The 15,855-nt window shown below is 70.8% G+C and carries 15 protein-coding genes; 6 read left to right on the forward strand and 9 right to left on the reverse strand.

Going from position 1 to position 15,855, the window contains the following annotated elements; all coding sequences use genetic code 11:
• Window positions 1-16: 16 nt before the first annotated feature.
• Window positions 17-1,651, reverse strand: coding sequence for an acyl-CoA dehydrogenase family protein (locus tag ACFPZI_RS26500; RefSeq protein ID WP_381367752.1), 1,635 nt, complete (start codon window positions 1,649-1,651; stop codon window positions 17-19).
• A 98-nt stretch (window positions 1,652-1,749) separates the two neighbouring features.
• Here ACFPZI_RS26500 and ACFPZI_RS26505 point away from each other — a divergent pair, with 98 nt between their 5' ends.
• The 6 genes from ACFPZI_RS26505 (at window position 1,750) to ACFPZI_RS26530 (ending at window position 8,773) form a co-directional block, all read left to right on the forward strand.
• Window positions 1,750-2,901 carry a YihY/virulence factor BrkB family protein gene (locus ACFPZI_RS26505; RefSeq protein WP_381367755.1) on the forward strand — a complete coding sequence of 384 codons (1,152 nt, stop codon included), beginning with the start codon at window positions 1,750-1,752 and terminating at the stop codon, window positions 2,899-2,901.
• Between the two features lie 252 nt (window positions 2,902-3,153).
• The gene (locus tag ACFPZI_RS26510; protein WP_381367758.1) at window positions 3,154-4,209 is read left to right on the forward strand and encodes an iron ABC transporter substrate-binding protein; all 1,056 of its coding nucleotides are present in this window, start codon (window positions 3,154-3,156) and stop codon (window positions 4,207-4,209) included.
• A gap of 5 nt (window positions 4,210-4,214) precedes the next feature.
• The gene (locus ACFPZI_RS26515; protein ID WP_381367761.1) at window positions 4,215-5,822 is read left to right on the forward strand and encodes an ABC transporter permease; all 1,608 of its coding nucleotides are present in this window, start codon (window positions 4,215-4,217) and stop codon (window positions 5,820-5,822) included.
• Window positions 5,819-6,910, forward strand: coding sequence for an ABC transporter ATP-binding protein (locus ACFPZI_RS26520; protein WP_381367763.1), 1,092 nt, complete (start codon window positions 5,819-5,821; stop codon window positions 6,908-6,910). Before ACFPZI_RS26515 ends, ACFPZI_RS26520 begins: the two co-directional genes overlap by 4 nt.
• 227 nt (window positions 6,911-7,137) lie before the next feature.
• Window positions 7,138-8,073, forward strand: a complete 936-nt coding sequence (locus ACFPZI_RS26525) for an AraC family transcriptional regulator (protein WP_381367766.1) — start codon at window positions 7,138-7,140, stop codon at window positions 8,071-8,073.
• A gap of 10 nt (window positions 8,074-8,083) precedes the next feature.
• Window positions 8,084-8,773 carry a helix-turn-helix domain-containing protein gene (locus tag ACFPZI_RS26530; RefSeq protein WP_381367769.1) on the forward strand — a complete coding sequence of 230 codons (690 nt, stop codon included), beginning with the start codon at window positions 8,084-8,086 and terminating at the stop codon, window positions 8,771-8,773.
• A gap of 64 nt (window positions 8,774-8,837) precedes the next feature.
• Here ACFPZI_RS26530 and ACFPZI_RS26535 read toward each other — a convergent pair whose 3' ends face one another.
• From ACFPZI_RS26535 to ACFPZI_RS26570, 8 genes are all read right to left on the reverse strand, one after another.
• Window positions 8,838-9,590, reverse strand: a complete 753-nt coding sequence (locus tag ACFPZI_RS26535) for an ATP-binding cassette domain-containing protein (protein WP_381367772.1) — start codon at window positions 9,588-9,590, stop codon at window positions 8,838-8,840.
• Window positions 9,587-10,174 carry a hypothetical protein gene (locus tag ACFPZI_RS26540; protein ID WP_381367775.1) on the reverse strand — a complete coding sequence of 196 codons (588 nt, stop codon included), beginning with the start codon at window positions 10,172-10,174 and terminating at the stop codon, window positions 9,587-9,589. Before ACFPZI_RS26540 ends, ACFPZI_RS26535 begins: the two co-directional genes overlap by 4 nt.
• A complete protein-coding gene (locus tag ACFPZI_RS26545; protein ID WP_381367777.1) occupies window positions 10,171-11,448 on the reverse strand; it encodes a DUF7224 domain-containing protein in 1,278 nt (425 codons plus the stop codon). Before ACFPZI_RS26545 ends, ACFPZI_RS26540 begins: the two co-directional genes overlap by 4 nt.
• A 76-nt stretch (window positions 11,449-11,524) precedes the next feature.
• Window positions 11,525-11,962: a hypothetical protein gene (locus ACFPZI_RS26550; protein WP_381367780.1), complete on the reverse strand. Its 438-nt coding sequence runs from the start codon at window positions 11,960-11,962 to the stop codon at window positions 11,525-11,527.
• A gap of 290 nt (window positions 11,963-12,252) precedes the next feature.
• Window positions 12,253-12,648, reverse strand: a complete 396-nt coding sequence (locus tag ACFPZI_RS26555; protein WP_381367783.1) for a VOC family protein — start codon at window positions 12,646-12,648, stop codon at window positions 12,253-12,255.
• Window positions 12,649-12,891: 243 nt separating this feature from the next.
• Window positions 12,892-13,731, reverse strand: coding sequence for a transporter substrate-binding domain-containing protein (locus ACFPZI_RS26560; protein ID WP_381367786.1), 840 nt, complete (start codon window positions 13,729-13,731; stop codon window positions 12,892-12,894).
• A 76-nt stretch (window positions 13,732-13,807) separates the two neighbouring features.
• Complete coding sequence (locus tag ACFPZI_RS26565) at window positions 13,808-14,413, reverse strand: hypothetical protein (RefSeq protein WP_381367789.1); 606 nt, start codon at window positions 14,411-14,413, stop codon at window positions 13,808-13,810.
• Between the two features lie 284 nt (window positions 14,414-14,697).
• Entirely contained in the window at window positions 14,698-15,762 is a 1,065-nt protein-coding gene (locus tag ACFPZI_RS26570) for a LacI family DNA-binding transcriptional regulator (protein WP_381367792.1), read from the reverse strand.
• Window positions 15,763-15,855: the final 93 nt, after the last annotated feature.

Below are 15,855 nucleotides of genomic sequence, written 5' to 3' on the forward strand. Positions count from 1 at the left end.
GCAGCCCTTCGTCGTCTCACACCTGCGGCCGGGCCCGTTCCACCACCGCCGCGAGGTCGAGGGTGTGCGGCAGTGTCCCGAAGGCCATGCCCCCGTCACCGCCCAGCCGTGCCGCGCAGAACGCGTCGGCGACCTGCGGCGGCGCGTACCGCACGAGCAGCGAGCCCTGGAGCACCAGCGCGAGCCGCTCCACGAGCCGCCGCGCGCGCCCCTCGGCACCCTCCAGGTCGGCCAGTTCGGTCAGCAGGTCCTTGATCGCGGCGTCCAGCCGGTGATCGGCCCCGCGTGCCTGCCCGACCTCGCCGAGGTAGGCGTCCAGCACCTGCGGATCCCGGCTCAGCGCGCGCAGCACGTCCAGCGCCTGGACGTTGCCCGCGCCCTCCCACACCGAGTTCAGCGGGGACTCGCGCACCAGCCGGGGCATCCCCGACTCCTCCACGTACCCGTTGCCGCCCAGGCACTCCGCCGCCTCCACCGCGAGGGGCGCGCACCGCTTGGTCACCCAGTACTTGGCGGCCGGCACCGCGATCCGCAGCAGTGCCCGCTCCCGCTCGCTCCCGTCGTCGTAGGCCGCGGCGAGCCGCAGCGCCAGCGTGGTGGCCGCCTCCGACTCCAGGGCGAGATCGGCCAGTACGTTGCGCATCAGCGGCTTGTCGATCAGCTTGCCGCCGAACGCCTCCCGGTACGTGCAGTGGTGCACCGCCTGCGCCACGGCCTGCCGCATCAGTCCCGCCGAGCCCAGGACGCAGTCCAGCCGGGTCGCCGCCACCATCCCGATGATGGTGCGCACGCCACGCCCCTCGTCCCCGACCCGCCGCGCCCACGTCCCCGCGAACTCGACCTCCGAGGACGCGTTGGACCGGTTGCCCAGCTTGTCCTTGAGCCGCTGGATCAGGAACACGTTGCGCGAGCCGTCCTCGAGCACGCGCGGCACCAGGAAACAGGTGAGCCCTCCGGGCGCCTGCGCCAGCACCAGGAACGCGTCCGACATCGGCGCCGAGCAGAACCACTTGTGCCCGGTCAGCTCGTACGTCCCGTCCTCGGCCAGCGGCCGCGCGGACGTCGTGTTCGCCCGTACGTCGCTGCCGCCCTGCTTCTCCGTCATGCCCATCCCGAAGAGCACACCGGGCTTCTCGTGGGCGGGCCGCAGCGCCCGGTCGTACACCGCCGACGTCAGCCGCGGCTCCCACTCGGCGGCGAGCGCCGGATCCGCGCGCAGGGCGGGCACGGCCGCGTGCGTCATCGACAGCGGGCAGCCGTTCCCGGCCTCGACCTGCGACCACACCACGAACCCCGCCGCCCGCCGCACATGCCCGCCCGGCCGCGCCCACGCGCCCGTCAGACCCGCCGAGACGCCCTTGCCGAGCAACCGGTGCCAGGCAGGATGGAAATCGACCTCGTCGATCCGGTGCCCGTACCGGTCGTGGGTGCGCAGCCGGGGCGGGTTCTCATTGGCCTGCACCCCCCATTCCTGTACCTGGGCGGAGCCGGAGGCGCGTCCGAGCGCCGACAGATCGGACAGGCCCTCGGCCAGCAGCGACGGGTCCAGATGCCGTTCGACGGCCTCCGTCAGCGCCCGGTCGGCGGTGAACACGTCGTACTGCGCCAGCGGCGGCGCCTGGTTGGTCACGGTGTGCGTGGTACCTGCCATGAACACGAACCTACCCGGCGCAGCCCTCCGCATCACCCCGCGACCACCTCGCGACCCTTCGGGTGAGGCCGACCAGGCACGACGGATACCTTTGGTTTGTGCAGCCAGCAAGCGAATCCCCCGACGAGCCCTCCGGCCGACTTCACCGGGCCCGAGCCCTGTACCGCAATGTCTCCAAACGCAGGACCGTCTGGCTGCTGCTCAAGGACACCGTCAATTCCTGCATGGAGTACCGGATCCTGGGCCTGGCCGCTGAGGCCGCCTTCTTCACCCTGCTGTCGGTGCCCCCGCTGCTGCTCAGCATGATCGGCCTGCTCGGCTACGTCGACACCTGGACCGGCGCCGAGACCACCCAGAGCCTGCGGACCAACCTCCTCGAGGCCTCCCGCACCGTGCTGTCCGACCGGGGCGTGCGCCAGATCGCCGAGCCGATCCTGGACGACGTGATGAAGGGCGGCCGGCCCGACGTCATCTCCATCGGCTTCCTCTTCGCCGTCTGGTCGGGCTCCCGCGCGGTGAACGTCTTCATCGACACCATCACCGTCATGTACGGCCTCGACGGTGTGCGCGGCATCGTCAAGACCCGGCTGATGGCCTTCCTGCTGTTCATCGTGGCCCTGCTGATCGGCTCGGTCGCGCTGCCCCTCATGGTGGCCGGCCCCGACGCCGTGGTCAGTGTCGTCCCCTGGTCGACGACGCTCGTACAGATCCTCTACTGGCCCGTGGTGATCCTGCTGTCGGTCGCCTTCCTGACCACGCTCTACCACGTCTCCGTGCCCGTACGGTCCCCGTGGATCGAGGACGTGCCCGGCGCGCTGGTCGCCCTCGCCATGTGGGTGTTCGGCAGCTTCCTGCTGCGGATCTACCTGACCAACACCATCGAGGGCCCCACCATCTACGGCTCCCTCGCCGCCCCCGTCGCCGTACTGCTGTGGATCGGCGTGTCCGCCTTCGCCGTGCTCGTCGGGGCCGCGGTCAACGCCGCGATCGACCGGGTCTGGCCGGCCGCCGCGACCGCCACCGCCCGCGAGGCGAACGAACGGCTGCGGCAGGCGCAGGTCGCCGAGTACGTCGCCCGCACCGCCCCGGTGGACGACGACGAGGCCGACCCCGACATGCCCGCCGAGTTCCCCGAACGCTGGTCCCGCTTCCTGCCCCCCGAGGACGTCGCGGCCCGCCTGCGCACCCACGTGAAGAACAGCCATCACCACCCGAGGACCGGTGAGGGCTCCGAGGACGAGGAGAAGTGAGGCCGCACGTCCGCCCCGCCCCGCGCCCGAGACCTGTCCGCGGGCACTGACCCGCTCGGCGGCGTCGCGGCTGCTGCCCGTGCCCGGAACCGCTCGCCGGCTCACCCCTGCGCGGTGGAGACGACTCCGCTCTCACAAATCCCACCAGGACGCACCAGATCCCAGTTCGGTTACGGAGAGCGGGACAGAGTTGCCTCATTAGGCAAGCCTAACCTTAAATAATCATGACCCATGCTTTGGAAAGGCTTCGACATGAGACATCCCTCCCTCCGCACGGTGGGGGCCCTCGCCGCCTCAGCCCTGCTCGTCCCCCTGATGGCCGCCTGCGGTTCGGACGGCAGGGAAACCGGCTCCGGTACCGAGGCCGGGGGGAAGAACGAGGGAGGGACGCTCGTCGTCTACTCCGGCCGCAGTGAGGAACTCGTCGCGCCGCTCATCGAGAAACTGGAGAAGGCCACCGGCGCCAAGGCCGAGGTGCGTTACGGGGACAGTGCCGAACTCGCCGCCCAGCTTCTCGAAGAGGGTGACAGGACCGACGCGGACCTCTTCTTCTCGCAGGACGCCGGCGCACTCGGCGCCCTGGGCAAGGAGGGCCGTCTCGCGGCGCTGCCGCAGAAGTCCCTCGACGCCGTCGACAAGGCGTTCCGCGCGGAGAACGGCGACTGGGTCGGTGTGTCGGGGCGGGTCCGTGTCATCGCCTACCACGGCGACAAGGTCGCCGAGGCACCGGACAGCGTGCACGAACTGACCAAGCCGGAATGGAAGGGGAAGGTCGGCTACGCGCCCACCAACGCCTCGTTCCAGGCGTTCGTGACCGGCATGCGGGTCCTCGAGGGAGACGACGCCACGCGCAAGTGGCTGAAGGACTTCCAGGCCAACGACCCTCAGGTGTACGAGAAGAACGGCGCGGTCCTCGACGCCGTCGACGACGGCAAGGCCGAACTCGGTCTGATCAACCACTACTACTGGTACGAGAAGGCCGCCGAGGCGGGCGCGGACAAACTCAAGGCCAAGCTGCACTTCCCGACCAAGGGCGACCCGGGCGCGCTCGTCAACGTCGCGGGCGTCGGGGTCATCAAGGGCAGCGACCAGAGCGCCGTGGCGCAGAAGGCCGTCGACTTCTTCCTGGCGAAGGAGGCACAGACCTACTTCGCCGACGAGACCCACGAGTACCCGCTGGCCGCCGGAGTCACCAGCCAGGACGACCTTCCGCCGCTCGAGTCCATCGACGCGCCGGAGATCGACCTGAGCCGGCTGGAGTCCCTCCAGGTGACGCTGGAGATGCTCCAGGAAGCCGGGATGGTCTGATCGGTATGAAGAGTTCGGGTACCCGAGGCCACCAGGCCCCGCCGGCACCCGCCCGTTCCGCTCCGGGCCCGGACGACGCCCCCGCACCGTCCAGGCCCGGACGTGCCGGGCGCAGACCGCCGCTCCTCCTGCTGGCCCTGGCTTCGGCAGCCGCGGCCCTGGCCCTGCTCCCGCTGGTCTACCTGGCCGTACGGGCCATGGAGCGAGGTCCCGGGTACGCGTGGAACGTCGTCGCGACCGACCGCACACTGGAACTGCTCGCCCGGAGCGTCGGTCTGGCCGCCGTGGTGGTGGCCGCCTGCCTCGTCCTGGGCGTCTCCCTCGCCTGGCTGACCGTCCGCACCGCGCTGCCCGGCCGGCGCGCGTGGTCGGTGCTCGCCACGCTGCCGCTCGCCGTGCCCAGCTATGTCGCGGCCTTCGCCTGGATCTCGGCGCGCCCCGACCTCGCCGGATTCAGCGGGGCCGCCTTCGCGCTCACCCTGGTCAGCTACCCGTACGTGTATCTGCCGGTGGCTGCCGCGCTGCGCGGTATCGACCCCGCACAGGAGGAAGCGGCGCGCGCCCTGGGCCACGGGCCCTGGAGCACGTTCCGTCGGGTCACCCTGCCGCAGCTCCGCCCGGCCGCGGCCGGTGGCGGGCTGCTCGTGGCGCTGTACGTCCTCTCCGATTTCGGGGCCGTGTCGATCATGCGCTACGAGACCTTCACCCGGGCCATCCACACGTCGTACAAGGCGAGTTTCGACCGTACGCCCGCAGCCGCCCTCAGCGTGGTGCTCGTCCTGATGACCGTGCTGCTGGTCGCCGCCGAGGCGCGCACCCGCGGCCGTGCGGGCCATGCCCGGACCGGCGGTGGCACGGCCAGGCCCGCGTCCCCGGCCCCGCTCGGCCGACTGAAGTGGCCCGCACTCGGCTGGTGCTCGGCCGTCGCCGCGGCCGGGGTCGCCTTCCCGGCCGGGACCCTCGGGTACTGGCTGGCGGTCGGCAACTCCCGTACCTGGGATCCGCGGGGGCTGCTGGAGACCGGGGGGATCACGCTGCTCGTGGCGGCCCTCGGCGCCGCGCTCACCACGTGTCTGGCGCTTCCCGTCGGCGTGCTCGCCGCCCGCCATCGGGGCCGCGCCGCGCATCTGCTGGAGCAGGCCGCGTACGCGGGCCATGCCGTGCCCGGGATCACCGTGGGCCTTGCGATGGTCTTCCTCGCGGTGCGGTTCGCCTATCCGCTGTACCAGGAGCTGCCCCTGCTCGTCGCCGCCTACGCGGTGCTGTTCCTACCGATCGCCGTGGGCGCCACCCGGGCAGCGGTCCTTCAGTCACCGCCCGTGCTGGAGGACGTCGCGCGTTCTCTCGGACGAGGGCCTCTGGGCGTCCTGCGTGAGGTCACGGTTCCGCTCGCCGCTCCCGGTATCGCCGCGGGCGCCGCCCTGACCTTCGTGGTCTGCATGAAGGAACTCCCGGCGACCCTGCTGCTTCGGCCCACCGGTATGGACACCCTCGCGACCCGTCTGTGGACCGAGACCGGAACCGGCTCGTACGCCGCCGCCGCTCCGTACGCGGCCGTCCTCATCCTGATCGCCGCCGTTCCCTCGTACCTCCTCGGAAGGCACCGCGCATGACCGACCTGCGGATCACCGGGCTCACCAAGTCCTACGGACCCGGCGCCCCCGTCCTGAACGGGATCGACCTCTCCGTCCCCGCAGGGCGGCTGGCCGCCGTCCTCGGGCCTTCGGGCTGCGGCAAGACGACCATGCTGCGCATCGTGGCAGGCTTTCTGCGGGCGGACGCGGGGACGGTCGAGATCGGCGGGCGGATCGTCACCGGACCCGGCACCCACCTGTCCCCGGAACGACGGCGTATCGGCATCGTGCCGCAGGAGGGTGCCTTGTTCCCGCACCTGAGCGTGGCGCGCAATGTCGCGTTCGGGCTGGCGGGCTCCTCCCCGGCCGAACGCCGTCGGCGCACCGGGGACATGCTCGATCTCGTCGGCCTGCACGGCTACGGGGACCGGATGCCCCACGAACTGTCCGGCGGCCAGCAGCAACGCGTCTCGCTGGCGCGGGCGCTCGCCCCGGAACCCGCGATCGTCCTGCTCGACGAACCGTTCAACGCGCTCGACAGCGGACTGCGAGCAGGCGTACGGGCTGATGTACGCGCGGCGCTCAGGTCCACCGGGGCGACGGGCGTCCTCATCACCCACGACCAGCAGGAGGCACTCTCCACGGCAGACCTCGTGGCGGTCGTCAGGGCGGGCAGAGTGGCCCAGTGCGGAACTCCGCAGGACGTCTACCGCAGGCCGGACGACCCCTGGGTGGCTGCTTTCGTCGGTGGCGTCGTCATGCTTCCGGGCACCGGCAGGGGCACGACCGCGGACACCGCCCTGGGCCGCATCCCGTTGGAGACCCCGGTGGACGGCGCTGCCGGAACGGTCGTGCTGCGCCCCGAACAGCTCACCCTCGGTGCACCGTCCGGCCGGGCTCCCCACGGCACGGTGGCGGACGTCTCCTTCCACGGACCGGACACCCTGGTGACGGTGGCGGTGACCGGACTGGACTCACCGGTGCACGTCCGTGTTCCCGGGCCGGTCGCTCACCGGCCCGGCGATCCGGTGAGCCCGGCCGTCACCGGCACGGCGACCCTCCACCTCCCCCAGCGGGACGGCAACGGGTGCGTGGCGGGCGGGGACGGCCCCGCAGCAACCGCCTGACCGGTGCGGGACGTCGAGCGGGCGCGCGGGGGTCGGCCCACGGAAGTGGCGGACGCGTGTGGCGTGGTGGGGCGCGGCCGGCACCGCCACTCCTGTCGCGCGGGCCACGACCGCCGGCGTCGGCCCGGCCGCCACACTCGCACTTCCCGTACGGAGTCGACGGGACCACCGGACGACGAGAAGTAAGCGGGCCGGGGCACGGCCCGCCCCGCGTCTACGCTGGCCTCATGGACGCTCTCACCGGCCTGCTGGAAGGCCCCCGCGCCCGTGGTGCGTTCATGATCCGGGCCTGTTTCGACCCGCCCTGGTCGGTCCGGATCGAGGATCGCGCCCCGCTGACCGTGATGCTCCTCGTCCGCGGCGAGGCATGGCTGGTGCCGGACAGCGGCGACCGGCGGCTGCTGCGCCCCGGAGACCTCGCCCTCGCGCGCGGCCCCGACCCGTACACCTGCGCCGACGACCCCAGCACCCCGCCGCAGGCGCTGATCCTGCCGGGCGGGGAGTGCCACTACCCCGACGGACGCCCCCTGAACGGTGTCATGGACCTCGGCGTCCGCACCTGGGGCGACAGCACCGACGGTGCCACGGTCATGCTCATCGGCACCTACCGGATGCGGGGCGAGATCGGCGGCCGCCTGCTCGACGCGCTGCCGCCCCTGCTCCTCCTCACCGCCGACGACTGGGACTGCCCGCTCACCCCGGTCCTCGTGGCGGAGATCGTGCGGGACGCACCCGGCCAGGAGGTCGTCCTCGACCGGCTGCTCGACCTGCTGGTCATCGCCGCGCTGCGGGCCTGGTTCGCCCGCCCCGAGGCGGCACCGCCCGCCTGGTACGAGGCGCTGGGGGACCCCGTCGTCGGCCCGGTGCTGCGCCTGGTCCAGGACGACCCCGCCCACCCCTGGACGGTCGCCGCGCTCGCCGCGAAGGCCGGCGTCTCGCGCGCCGCCCTGGCCCGCCGCTTCACGGAACGGGTGGGCGAACCCCCGATGACGTACCTCACCGGCTGGCGCCTCGCCCTCGCCGCGGACCGCCTCCGCGACACGGACGACACCCTCGGCGCGATCGCCCGCCACGTCGGCTACGGCAGCGCCTTCGCCCTGTCGACGGCCTTCAAACGGGCGTACGGCGTCAGCCCGCAGGAGTGGCGGACCCGGGCCGCGTAGCCTGGGCGACGTGTACAGCGAACGGGCGTCACGGCTGCCGGACGCGGTCGTGTGGACCAACACCCCGACCGGTACCGGAGCGGGCCGGGTGCTCCCCGACGGCTGCATGGACCTGCTCTGGCACGACGGACGCCTGCTGGTCGCGGGCCCCGACACCCACGCCCACCTCACCGAGGGCAGCGCGTCGAGTCCCTGGGCGGGCATCCGCTTCCACCCCGGGACCGCCCCCGCCCTGCTGGGCGTCCCCGCGCACGAACTGCGCGACCGGCGGCCGGACCTGACGGACCTCTGGCCGGCGGCGGAGGTACGCCGGGCGACCGCCCGGGTGAACGCGGCGGCCGACCCGGCACGCGGCCTGGAGGACCTGGCCCTGCGCCGGGCCGCCGAGGCCGCCACCCCACCCGACCCGGTACTGCGACGTGTCGTGGCCGCCCTGGACGCGGGCCGCCCGGTCGCCGGGACCGCCGACGAACTCGGCCTGAGCGCACGCCAGTTGCACCGCCGCTCCTTGACGGCCTTCGGCTACGGCCCCAAGACCCTGGCCCGCATCCTCCGCCTCCACCGAGCCCTCGCCCGCAAGGGCACCCCGTACGCGGAGACGGCCACCCGCACCGGCTACGCGGACCAGGCCCATCTGACCCGAGAGGTACGGGACTTGACGGGCCTGCCGCTGGGCGAACTACTCGCCGCTAGCAGTTAGGGCAGGCACTGATTGCCGCCGCACACACGAAGAGGCCGCACAGGACGGCCTTGACATCGCATGCTCATCCATCGAATCGGGGTACCAGGTCGCCTTCCAGGATCGCGGTGTAGGCGGCCTCGGCAGCGCGGCCGGGAACGGCGTCGGGCGGGGTGTGGGCCAGGAAGTCCCGGGTCTCGCCGGTGTGCACGATGCGGCCCCCGTACAGCACGGTGACCTGGTCCGCCTCCTCGGCGAGGTCGGCGACGTCGTGAGTGGACATCAGCACCCTGACCGTCGGCGTGAGTTCGGCGAGGATGTCCCGGAAGACGCGGCGTTGGCGCGGGTCCATGCCCGCGGTCGGCTCGTCCAGGAGCAGGACGCGGGCTCCGTGGACGAGGGCGCAGGCGACGCCGACCCGGCGCAGCTGTCCCCCGGAGAGCCGGCTCGTCCTCGTATCGGCCTGACCGGACAGTTCGACCCTGGCGAGGGCCTGCGGCGCTTGCTCCCAGGCATCGCGCCGGTTCATGCCCTTGAGCCAGCCGACGTAGGCGACGTACTCGCGGGCGGTGAGCGAGCGCATGGGGGTGATGTTCTGCGGCATCCAGGCCACGGCCTGCCGGTACTGCGTGCTGCCCGCGTCCAGTCCGTCGAAGGTCACCGTGCCCCTGCGGGGCCGTGTCACCGACGCTGCCAGCTTCAGCAGCGTCGATTTGCCTGCTCCGTTGGGGCCGAGTAGGACGGTCAGGCCGTCCGGCAGGCGGTAGCTGAAGTCTTTCAGGATGGGGGGCCTGCGGCGGCCGTAGCCGTAGGTGCAGGAGACCAGCTCCAGGGTCATGACACTCTCCGTGCGGTGAAGAACTGGGCGGCAAGGCCGACGAGGAACAGCAGAGCGGCACCGGTCGTGGCGTACCAGGTGCCGGAGGCTTCGGGGATGACGGTCCAGGGGTACGGGTCCTGGGGACTCCGGAAACCGACCATGGTGACGGCCGCGGCCCACAGGACGGGGAGCATGGCTGCAGGCTGGCCCCACAGGGCCCGGCCGCACAGCATCAGGCCGACGAGGAAGGCCGTGTTGCGGCCGAGCTGTTCGGGATGCACTGTGTCGTACCAGTGGCCGACGGCCGCTCCGGCGACCTGTGCCACGGCCACGGTGCCGACGCTGAGGGTGAGGTCGAGGACAGCGATCCTGCGCGCTCCGGTCAGCTCGGCGGCCAGGAGCCTGGACTCCAGACACATCATCAGACCAGCCAGCAGCGGTATCGGCACGAACAGCATGAGGGGCAGCTTGTTCTCACCGGTCAGACTGAAGCTGGGCAGGACGATGTGCAGGTCCTGAACAGTCATGACCAGGACGAGCAGCGCGAGCACGGCGAGGGGCAGACAGACGTGGGCCTGCCTCGCCTTGAACCACCAGATCATGCCTGCCCCGCGCAGGCCGCCGCGAGGTTTTGTTCGTACCAGTCGTTCTGGACGGTCCTGCCCAGGGCGAGGACCTCGCCGACCTGGCTCTGCAACTGCTTTTTCTTGTCGCTGGTGAAGTCACCCTCGGTTTCCAGGCGTTGTATGTAGGCGTCCTCCGTGCCGGTCTTCGTCGCGGCCCAGTAGTAGACCTGCCTGGCGATCGTGGTGTCGGGTTCCGCGCAGGGATAGCGGACGGCGGCGCGCGTGATGAGGTAGGTGATCCTTCCGTGGTCCGCACCCTCCGTCAGGGGGATCCGCCAGGTGCTGTCGGTGGAACGGCGGCCGTAACGGCCGTCGGCGATGCTGTCGACGACGGTGCGGGGCGCGGCGATGATGTCTGCCGACTCCAGGGCTGTGAGAGCGGCCGTCACGTCACGTCTGACCGCCGGCAGTCTGCTCGCGGTGTCGGCGGGCATGCACACCTTCGGCGACTCGCCCTGGCAGCTCCAGGTCACGTTGCCGGCGGAGATGGGCGGGTTGTAGTTCCAGTCCTTCACCCAGTTGTAGGCACTGCCCGTGGTCGCCGCCACCAGGACACAGGCCACGAGTGATCGCAGTGTCCAGTGCCCCCACGAGACCCAGAGCAGCGCCAGCGCCAGCGCCACACCGCAGGCGGGCAGGAGATGGGGAATCAGCGTGCTGAGCACGATCTGCTCCCCGTACGTCATCATCTCCGGGTACTGGCCGAGGATGTGCCGGACCCAGAAGCTGTCGGTGGAGGCGGAGAACCCGACCAGCAGGTAGACGCCGAGGGCGGTCAGCGGCGCGGCGAACAGTGGCCGCAGCAACTGCCCCACCGCGAATCCGATCACCGTGTAGGCCGCGCTCACGGACAGGCCCATGGCGAGGGGGGCCAGGCTCGCCGCGGTGGGCAGCGAGGCATTGCGTACGAGTGCGACAGTGACGGGGAGCAGCAGCATCAGCCACACGATGCCCAGTACAGGGACGAGTGCCAGCGCGGCGATCCGGAAGCGGGAGCGCGCGGGGGCCAGGTCCCATACAGCCGCCTGCCGCAGTCGGCCGGCCTCCCATGCGCCGAGGCACGCCGCCGTCGCGTAGGTGAATGCGTAGATCGGCCGCAGGGCGCTGCTGACCAGTGCCGGCGCATAGCCGTAGGTGCTGTCGCCGATGACGACACGCGTGAAGATCACGTAGTACAGGACGGTGAGCGCGATGACGAAGGGCAGAGCCCACAGGGCGCTGCTGCTGCGCAGGGAGGTGCGGAGTCTCAAGTGCGGACCTTGGAGTGAGGGGGGTGACGAGGGCAGAGCTCCCGGGGGAGCTCTGCCCGATCGATGACGGTCGCGCTCAGCTGTCGGCCTTGGTGGTGTCCACGTAGACCACGCCGACGTTGAGGAGGCAGCAGCTGTTGCCCTGGGCGACCTGAGTGGTCTCGAACTTGTAGGAGCCCGAGGCAAGACCGGTCCACTCGCCGGCGCTCACCTTGTTGGTGCCGGTGAAGCAGTTGGTGAAGGTGTGCGTGCCATAGCTGGTGTACGGCACACCTGCTATGTAGCGCTGCACCTTGACGACGACCTTGTCGTTGGTCGAGTACTGGGCAAAGCAGTTCTTGAAACGAACCTCGGTGTAGCTCTCGTCATCCCAGGAGCTGGACTTGTTGCCGTCGGTCCAGGACACGATGTAACTCTGCCAGTTGGCCCAGGCGTTGGCGCTGGACGCCAGTACGGTCGCTGCCGCAAGACCGACGACGGCACCCACGCGTCTTTTGTCGAGTCCGAACTTCATTGATTCCTCCCATGGTCATGACAATTCATGCCGTTCCGTGCCCCGATCCGTGGAGCGGGTGCGCGGACGGCCTTGCCGTTTCCTTGATCATTTTATGGTGATCAAGGTGGGGGGGATATGATGGTGCGTCAATCATGAGGTGGATGCGAGGTGAAACCCGCGTGTCCGTACCGCACTTCCGACGTCTTCGTGAACGCGCTACGGCCTGCGGGTGCTGCCGGGACGAGATGGCGGCGGCAGTGGGTGGGGCCAGGGGTCGGCCGGCTGCGGCCCCGGTGTCCACCCCGGGATCATCCGTCCAGCGGCGCGAACAGATCGACCCCGTTGCCGTCCGGATCGAGTACGGTGGCGTACCGCTGCCCCCACACCGCGTCCCACGGCTTGAGCTCGCTCCGGCAGCCGCTCGCCACCAACTCCTCGTGAATGGAGTCCACTTCGGCGGGACTGTCGCACCGCAGGGCGAGCGAGGTCCGCCCCCCGCCCGAAGGCGGCTCCCACTCCGCGTGGAACGACCGGACAACTTCCTCGGTGTCCATCAACAACCGCAGACCGCCCGGCAGTTCCGCCTCGACGTGCCCCTGCTTCTCGGCCCCCTCGGGAAACGCGAACCCGAGCCGCCGATAGAAGGCGACCGAGGCGCCCATGTCGGAGACGACCAACCCGATGGCATCAAATCGTGCACTCATGGGGCCACCGTAGGTACGTTCCGGCCCCCGGTCTTGAAGGAATCGGACAGCCCCGGACGCCCCGCGATCCCGCGCGCCGTCCGGGCTGTCACGATCGGTGGCAGGCCGCTGCGTACTTTCACCTCGAATTCCTCCAGGGGTGACCCGGCCCCAGCGGTCGATGAGCCCGTCCGGGAGTCCAACGGCGAGGGGTGCGACTTCCGCACCCGCCTGCTCGGCGGCATCACCTGGGCTGCCCGGTGATCACTGCTTGCAAGAGGAGTACGTGTTCACGTCCTGAGGGTCGGGGCGGAAGCGGTTCTCCCAGTCACCGGGATAGGCGGCGATCAGCGCGGGCAGTTGGGCCTTGACATCGCTGGCCCACTCCTCGGTGAGGTAGTCGCGCAGGGCGTCCCGCAGCTTGTGGCAGTCTCCCGGACGGTCCTCCTGCAGCGCGATGCCGTACCTGTTGATGTTCCCGAACGAGACGTCGGGAACGACCTTGACCGGCACCTTGCTGTTCTTCTGCTGCTCCACGAACCCGTAGAGCAGTGCCTCATCGGTGAACACCGCGTCGACATCGCCCTGCTGGACCTTGCGCACGCAGGTCGAGTAGTCGCTCTCTCTGTGCGGTGTGGTGCCACCGGGCAGCGCCGCGATGGCCGACGTCGAGCCCTCGACCGTGCAGATCACCTTGTTCGCCACGTCCTGCTCGGCCTTGATGTCCTGGTAGTCCTCGCGGACCAGGAAGCCCTGTTTGGTGGCGAAGTAGGGCCCTACGAAGTCCACTTGCTCGTCCCGCTTCGGGGTGATCGAGTAGGTGCCGATGACCAGCGCCGACGACTTGTCGACGAGTTCCTGCTCCCGCTTGGCGGACACCACGTCGTGGAACCTCGGTGTGAAACCGATCTGCTTCCCGAGGTAGGCGGCCAGGTCGACCTCGAAGCCTCGGTCGGTGTGTCCACTGTGGAGGTTGAATCCCGGCTGGTCGCTCTTGCCGCCGATGTAGATGGTGCCGGTGAGGGAGGAGCCCTCGTCCGACCCGTCCGCCGTCCACCCGCAGGCCGCGACGGTGAACAGCAGGGCGGCTGCCGTGACCCTCACGCACCGGTGGCCGAAGGAGCGGAGGGAGTGCGGGCGATGCGGAGGGCGTGTCATGGCTGTCACTGGGGTGGCTTTCCTAAACATCCAGTTGAGCCGAGGTGACGGACAGGTTCAGTTTGCAGTCCTGCTCCGCATGGAGCAGGACGGACAGCTTGATATCCGTCATTCCTCGGCCCAGGGCGAAGGTGAACTCCGTGCCGGGGGCTCCGGTCCGGACCTGGTTCTTCCCGGCGCCCGCTGCGAAGGTCACGGTCAGCTCGCTGCCGGGCGTGCACACCGGAGCGGCAGGATCGTGCGCGGCCACGTCGAAGGTGATGATGAGTCGAGGCTTCGGGGCGTCGGTGTGCACGGAGGCGATGACGGTGTCGCCGTGCACCAGGGGAGGTGCGGAGTCGAGCCTGACACGATGCGTGACGTCCACGGGACGGTTCTCGAGCAGCGCCCACGTGCCCCAGGCCGGCAGCCCCACGGCCAGTACGGCCAGCGGAATCACCGCGAGGACGAAGGGCGGCCACAACGGCGGTGTCCCGTCCGGCCCCGGACGTCCGATGAGTGGCAGCATGGCGGCGGCGAAAGCCAGCAGAGCCCCGGCCGCCACACCGACCACTGCAGGTTCTCCACCGAGCGCCAGCCAGACGGCACTCGCTCCCAGAACGGTCATGAGATCGGTCAGGAGCAGCAAGGTGAGCACCCGGGCGCCTGCGGAAGCGTCGCGAACCCGCAGGGCCGCGCGCCTCAGCCACGCGAGACGTGGTGGATCGGCGTCACTCCGGGGGCTCGTATCCGGCGACGCACTTGGCGTGGAGCTCGCCGCGTCGTTCATCACGCAAGCAACATAAGGGCATGTGGATCGACATAACAGGATTTGCCGGAAAGGTGGTTGAGTGTGCCGCGATGCGCCCCATGGTCGTGTTCCGGTGTGCTATGGAGTGAGTGACGGCCTGCCATCTCGTCCGAGACCATTGCCTACGGGTCGCGGGGCTGTGCCGTGCTCGCGCGTTCGACCAGGCGGGTGGACAGCTCGGTGCGGGTGCTCTCCGGGCGGTGGCCGTCCATGATGCGGAGCAGGAGGAGCAGGGCCGTCGCCGCCATCTCGGACAAGGGCTGGCGGACCGTCGTCAGCGGTGGGGTGAGCCAGCGGGCCTCGGGGAGGTCGTCGAAGCCGATCACGCTCATGTCGTCCGGCACGCGCAGGCCCCGCTCGGCCAGGGCCTCGTACACCCCGAGCGCCATCCGGTCGGAGCAGACGAAGACGGCCGTGGGAGGCTCGGGCAGATCGAGGAGTTCGTGCGTACGGCGGCGGGCGGTGGCCTCGTCGAACCCGGCGTGGCACACGTGCTCCGCGCGGTGCCGGACGCCCGCCGTGGCGAGGGCCGAGCGGTAGCCGGCGACGCGGGCACCGCTGGACAGGGTGTGCCGGTGGCCCGCGACGACGGCGATCCGCTCATGGCCGAGGGACAGCAGGTGCTCGGTCGCCGTCACCCCGCCCTGCCAGTTCGCCGCGCCCACCGACACGACGCCCGGCGGGGGTTCGAGTACCGGGTCGATCATCACGAACGGGATGCGGTGCTGATCCAGCCAGGCGTACTGGGGCGCGCCCAGCTCGGCCAGATTGAACAGGACCCCCGACGACCCGCGGGTCACCAGCTTGTCCAGCCAGCCCCGCTCGGGGCGCCCGGACCGGCTGCGGGTCAGCGCCGCCGACACCACGATCTCCAGGCCCGCGTCGTGCGCCGCCTCCTCCGCGCCGTGGAGGACCGCGCCGGACCCCGAACTCTCCAGCGAGGCCATCACGAGGTCCACCATGCGAGGCGCCCTGGCCCCGTCGAACCTGGGCCGTCGCACATAGCCGAGCCGGTCCAGGGCCTCCGTGACGCGGCGACGGGTGTCCGGGGCGACGTCCTCACGCCCGTTGACCACTTTGGACGCGGTCGGTACCGACACCCCCGCCTCGCGGGCCACGACCGCCAGCGTCGGCCCGGCCGCCACGCTCGTCCGTCCCGCACCTCCCGCACCTCCCGCACGGACCATCGGGACCTCACCTCTCCGGCCCAGCCGAGGGCCACCGTATAGAAAGCGCTTCCTACTGTAGGTCTGGGGCATCCCGGCGGGAAGAACCTTCAC

The sequence above is a fragment of the Streptomyces chlorus genome (genome assembly GCF_042655885.1).
Lineage (GTDB): Bacteria > Actinomycetota > Actinomycetes > Streptomycetales > Streptomycetaceae > Streptomyces > Streptomyces chlorus.

What these genes read in the sequence shown, in the direction of transcription:
- ACFPZI_RS26500 (WP_381367752.1), bottom strand. Translation starts at nt 1,651, where the DNA reads ATGGCAGGTACCACGCACACCGTGACCAACCAGGCGCCGCCGCTGGCG.
- ACFPZI_RS26510 (WP_381367758.1), top strand. Translation starts at nt 3,154, where the DNA reads ATGAGACATCCCTCCCTCCGCACGGTGGGGGCCCTCGCCGCCTCAGCC.
- ACFPZI_RS26515 (WP_381367761.1), top strand. Translation starts at nt 4,215, where the DNA reads ATGAAGAGTTCGGGTACCCGAGGCCACCAGGCCCCGCCGGCACCCGCC.
- ACFPZI_RS26520 (WP_381367763.1), top strand. Translation starts at nt 5,819, where the DNA reads ATGACCGACCTGCGGATCACCGGGCTCACCAAGTCCTACGGACCCGGC.
- ACFPZI_RS26525 (WP_381367766.1), top strand. Translation starts at nt 7,138, where the DNA reads ATGGACGCTCTCACCGGCCTGCTGGAAGGCCCCCGCGCCCGTGGTGCG.
- ACFPZI_RS26535 (WP_381367772.1), bottom strand. Translation starts at nt 9,590, where the DNA reads ATGACCCTGGAGCTGGTCTCCTGCACCTACGGCTACGGCCGCCGCAGG.
- ACFPZI_RS26540 (WP_381367775.1), bottom strand. Translation starts at nt 10,174, where the DNA reads ATGATCTGGTGGTTCAAGGCGAGGCAGGCCCACGTCTGTCTGCCCCTC.
- ACFPZI_RS26550 (WP_381367780.1), bottom strand. Translation starts at nt 11,962, where the DNA reads ATGAAGTTCGGACTCGACAAAAGACGCGTGGGTGCCGTCGTCGGTCTT.
- ACFPZI_RS26555 (WP_381367783.1), bottom strand. Translation starts at nt 12,648, where the DNA reads ATGAGTGCACGATTTGATGCCATCGGGTTGGTCGTCTCCGACATGGGC.
- ACFPZI_RS26570 (WP_381367792.1), bottom strand. Translation starts at nt 15,762, where the DNA reads ATGGTCCGTGCGGGAGGTGCGGGAGGTGCGGGACGGACGAGCGTGGCG.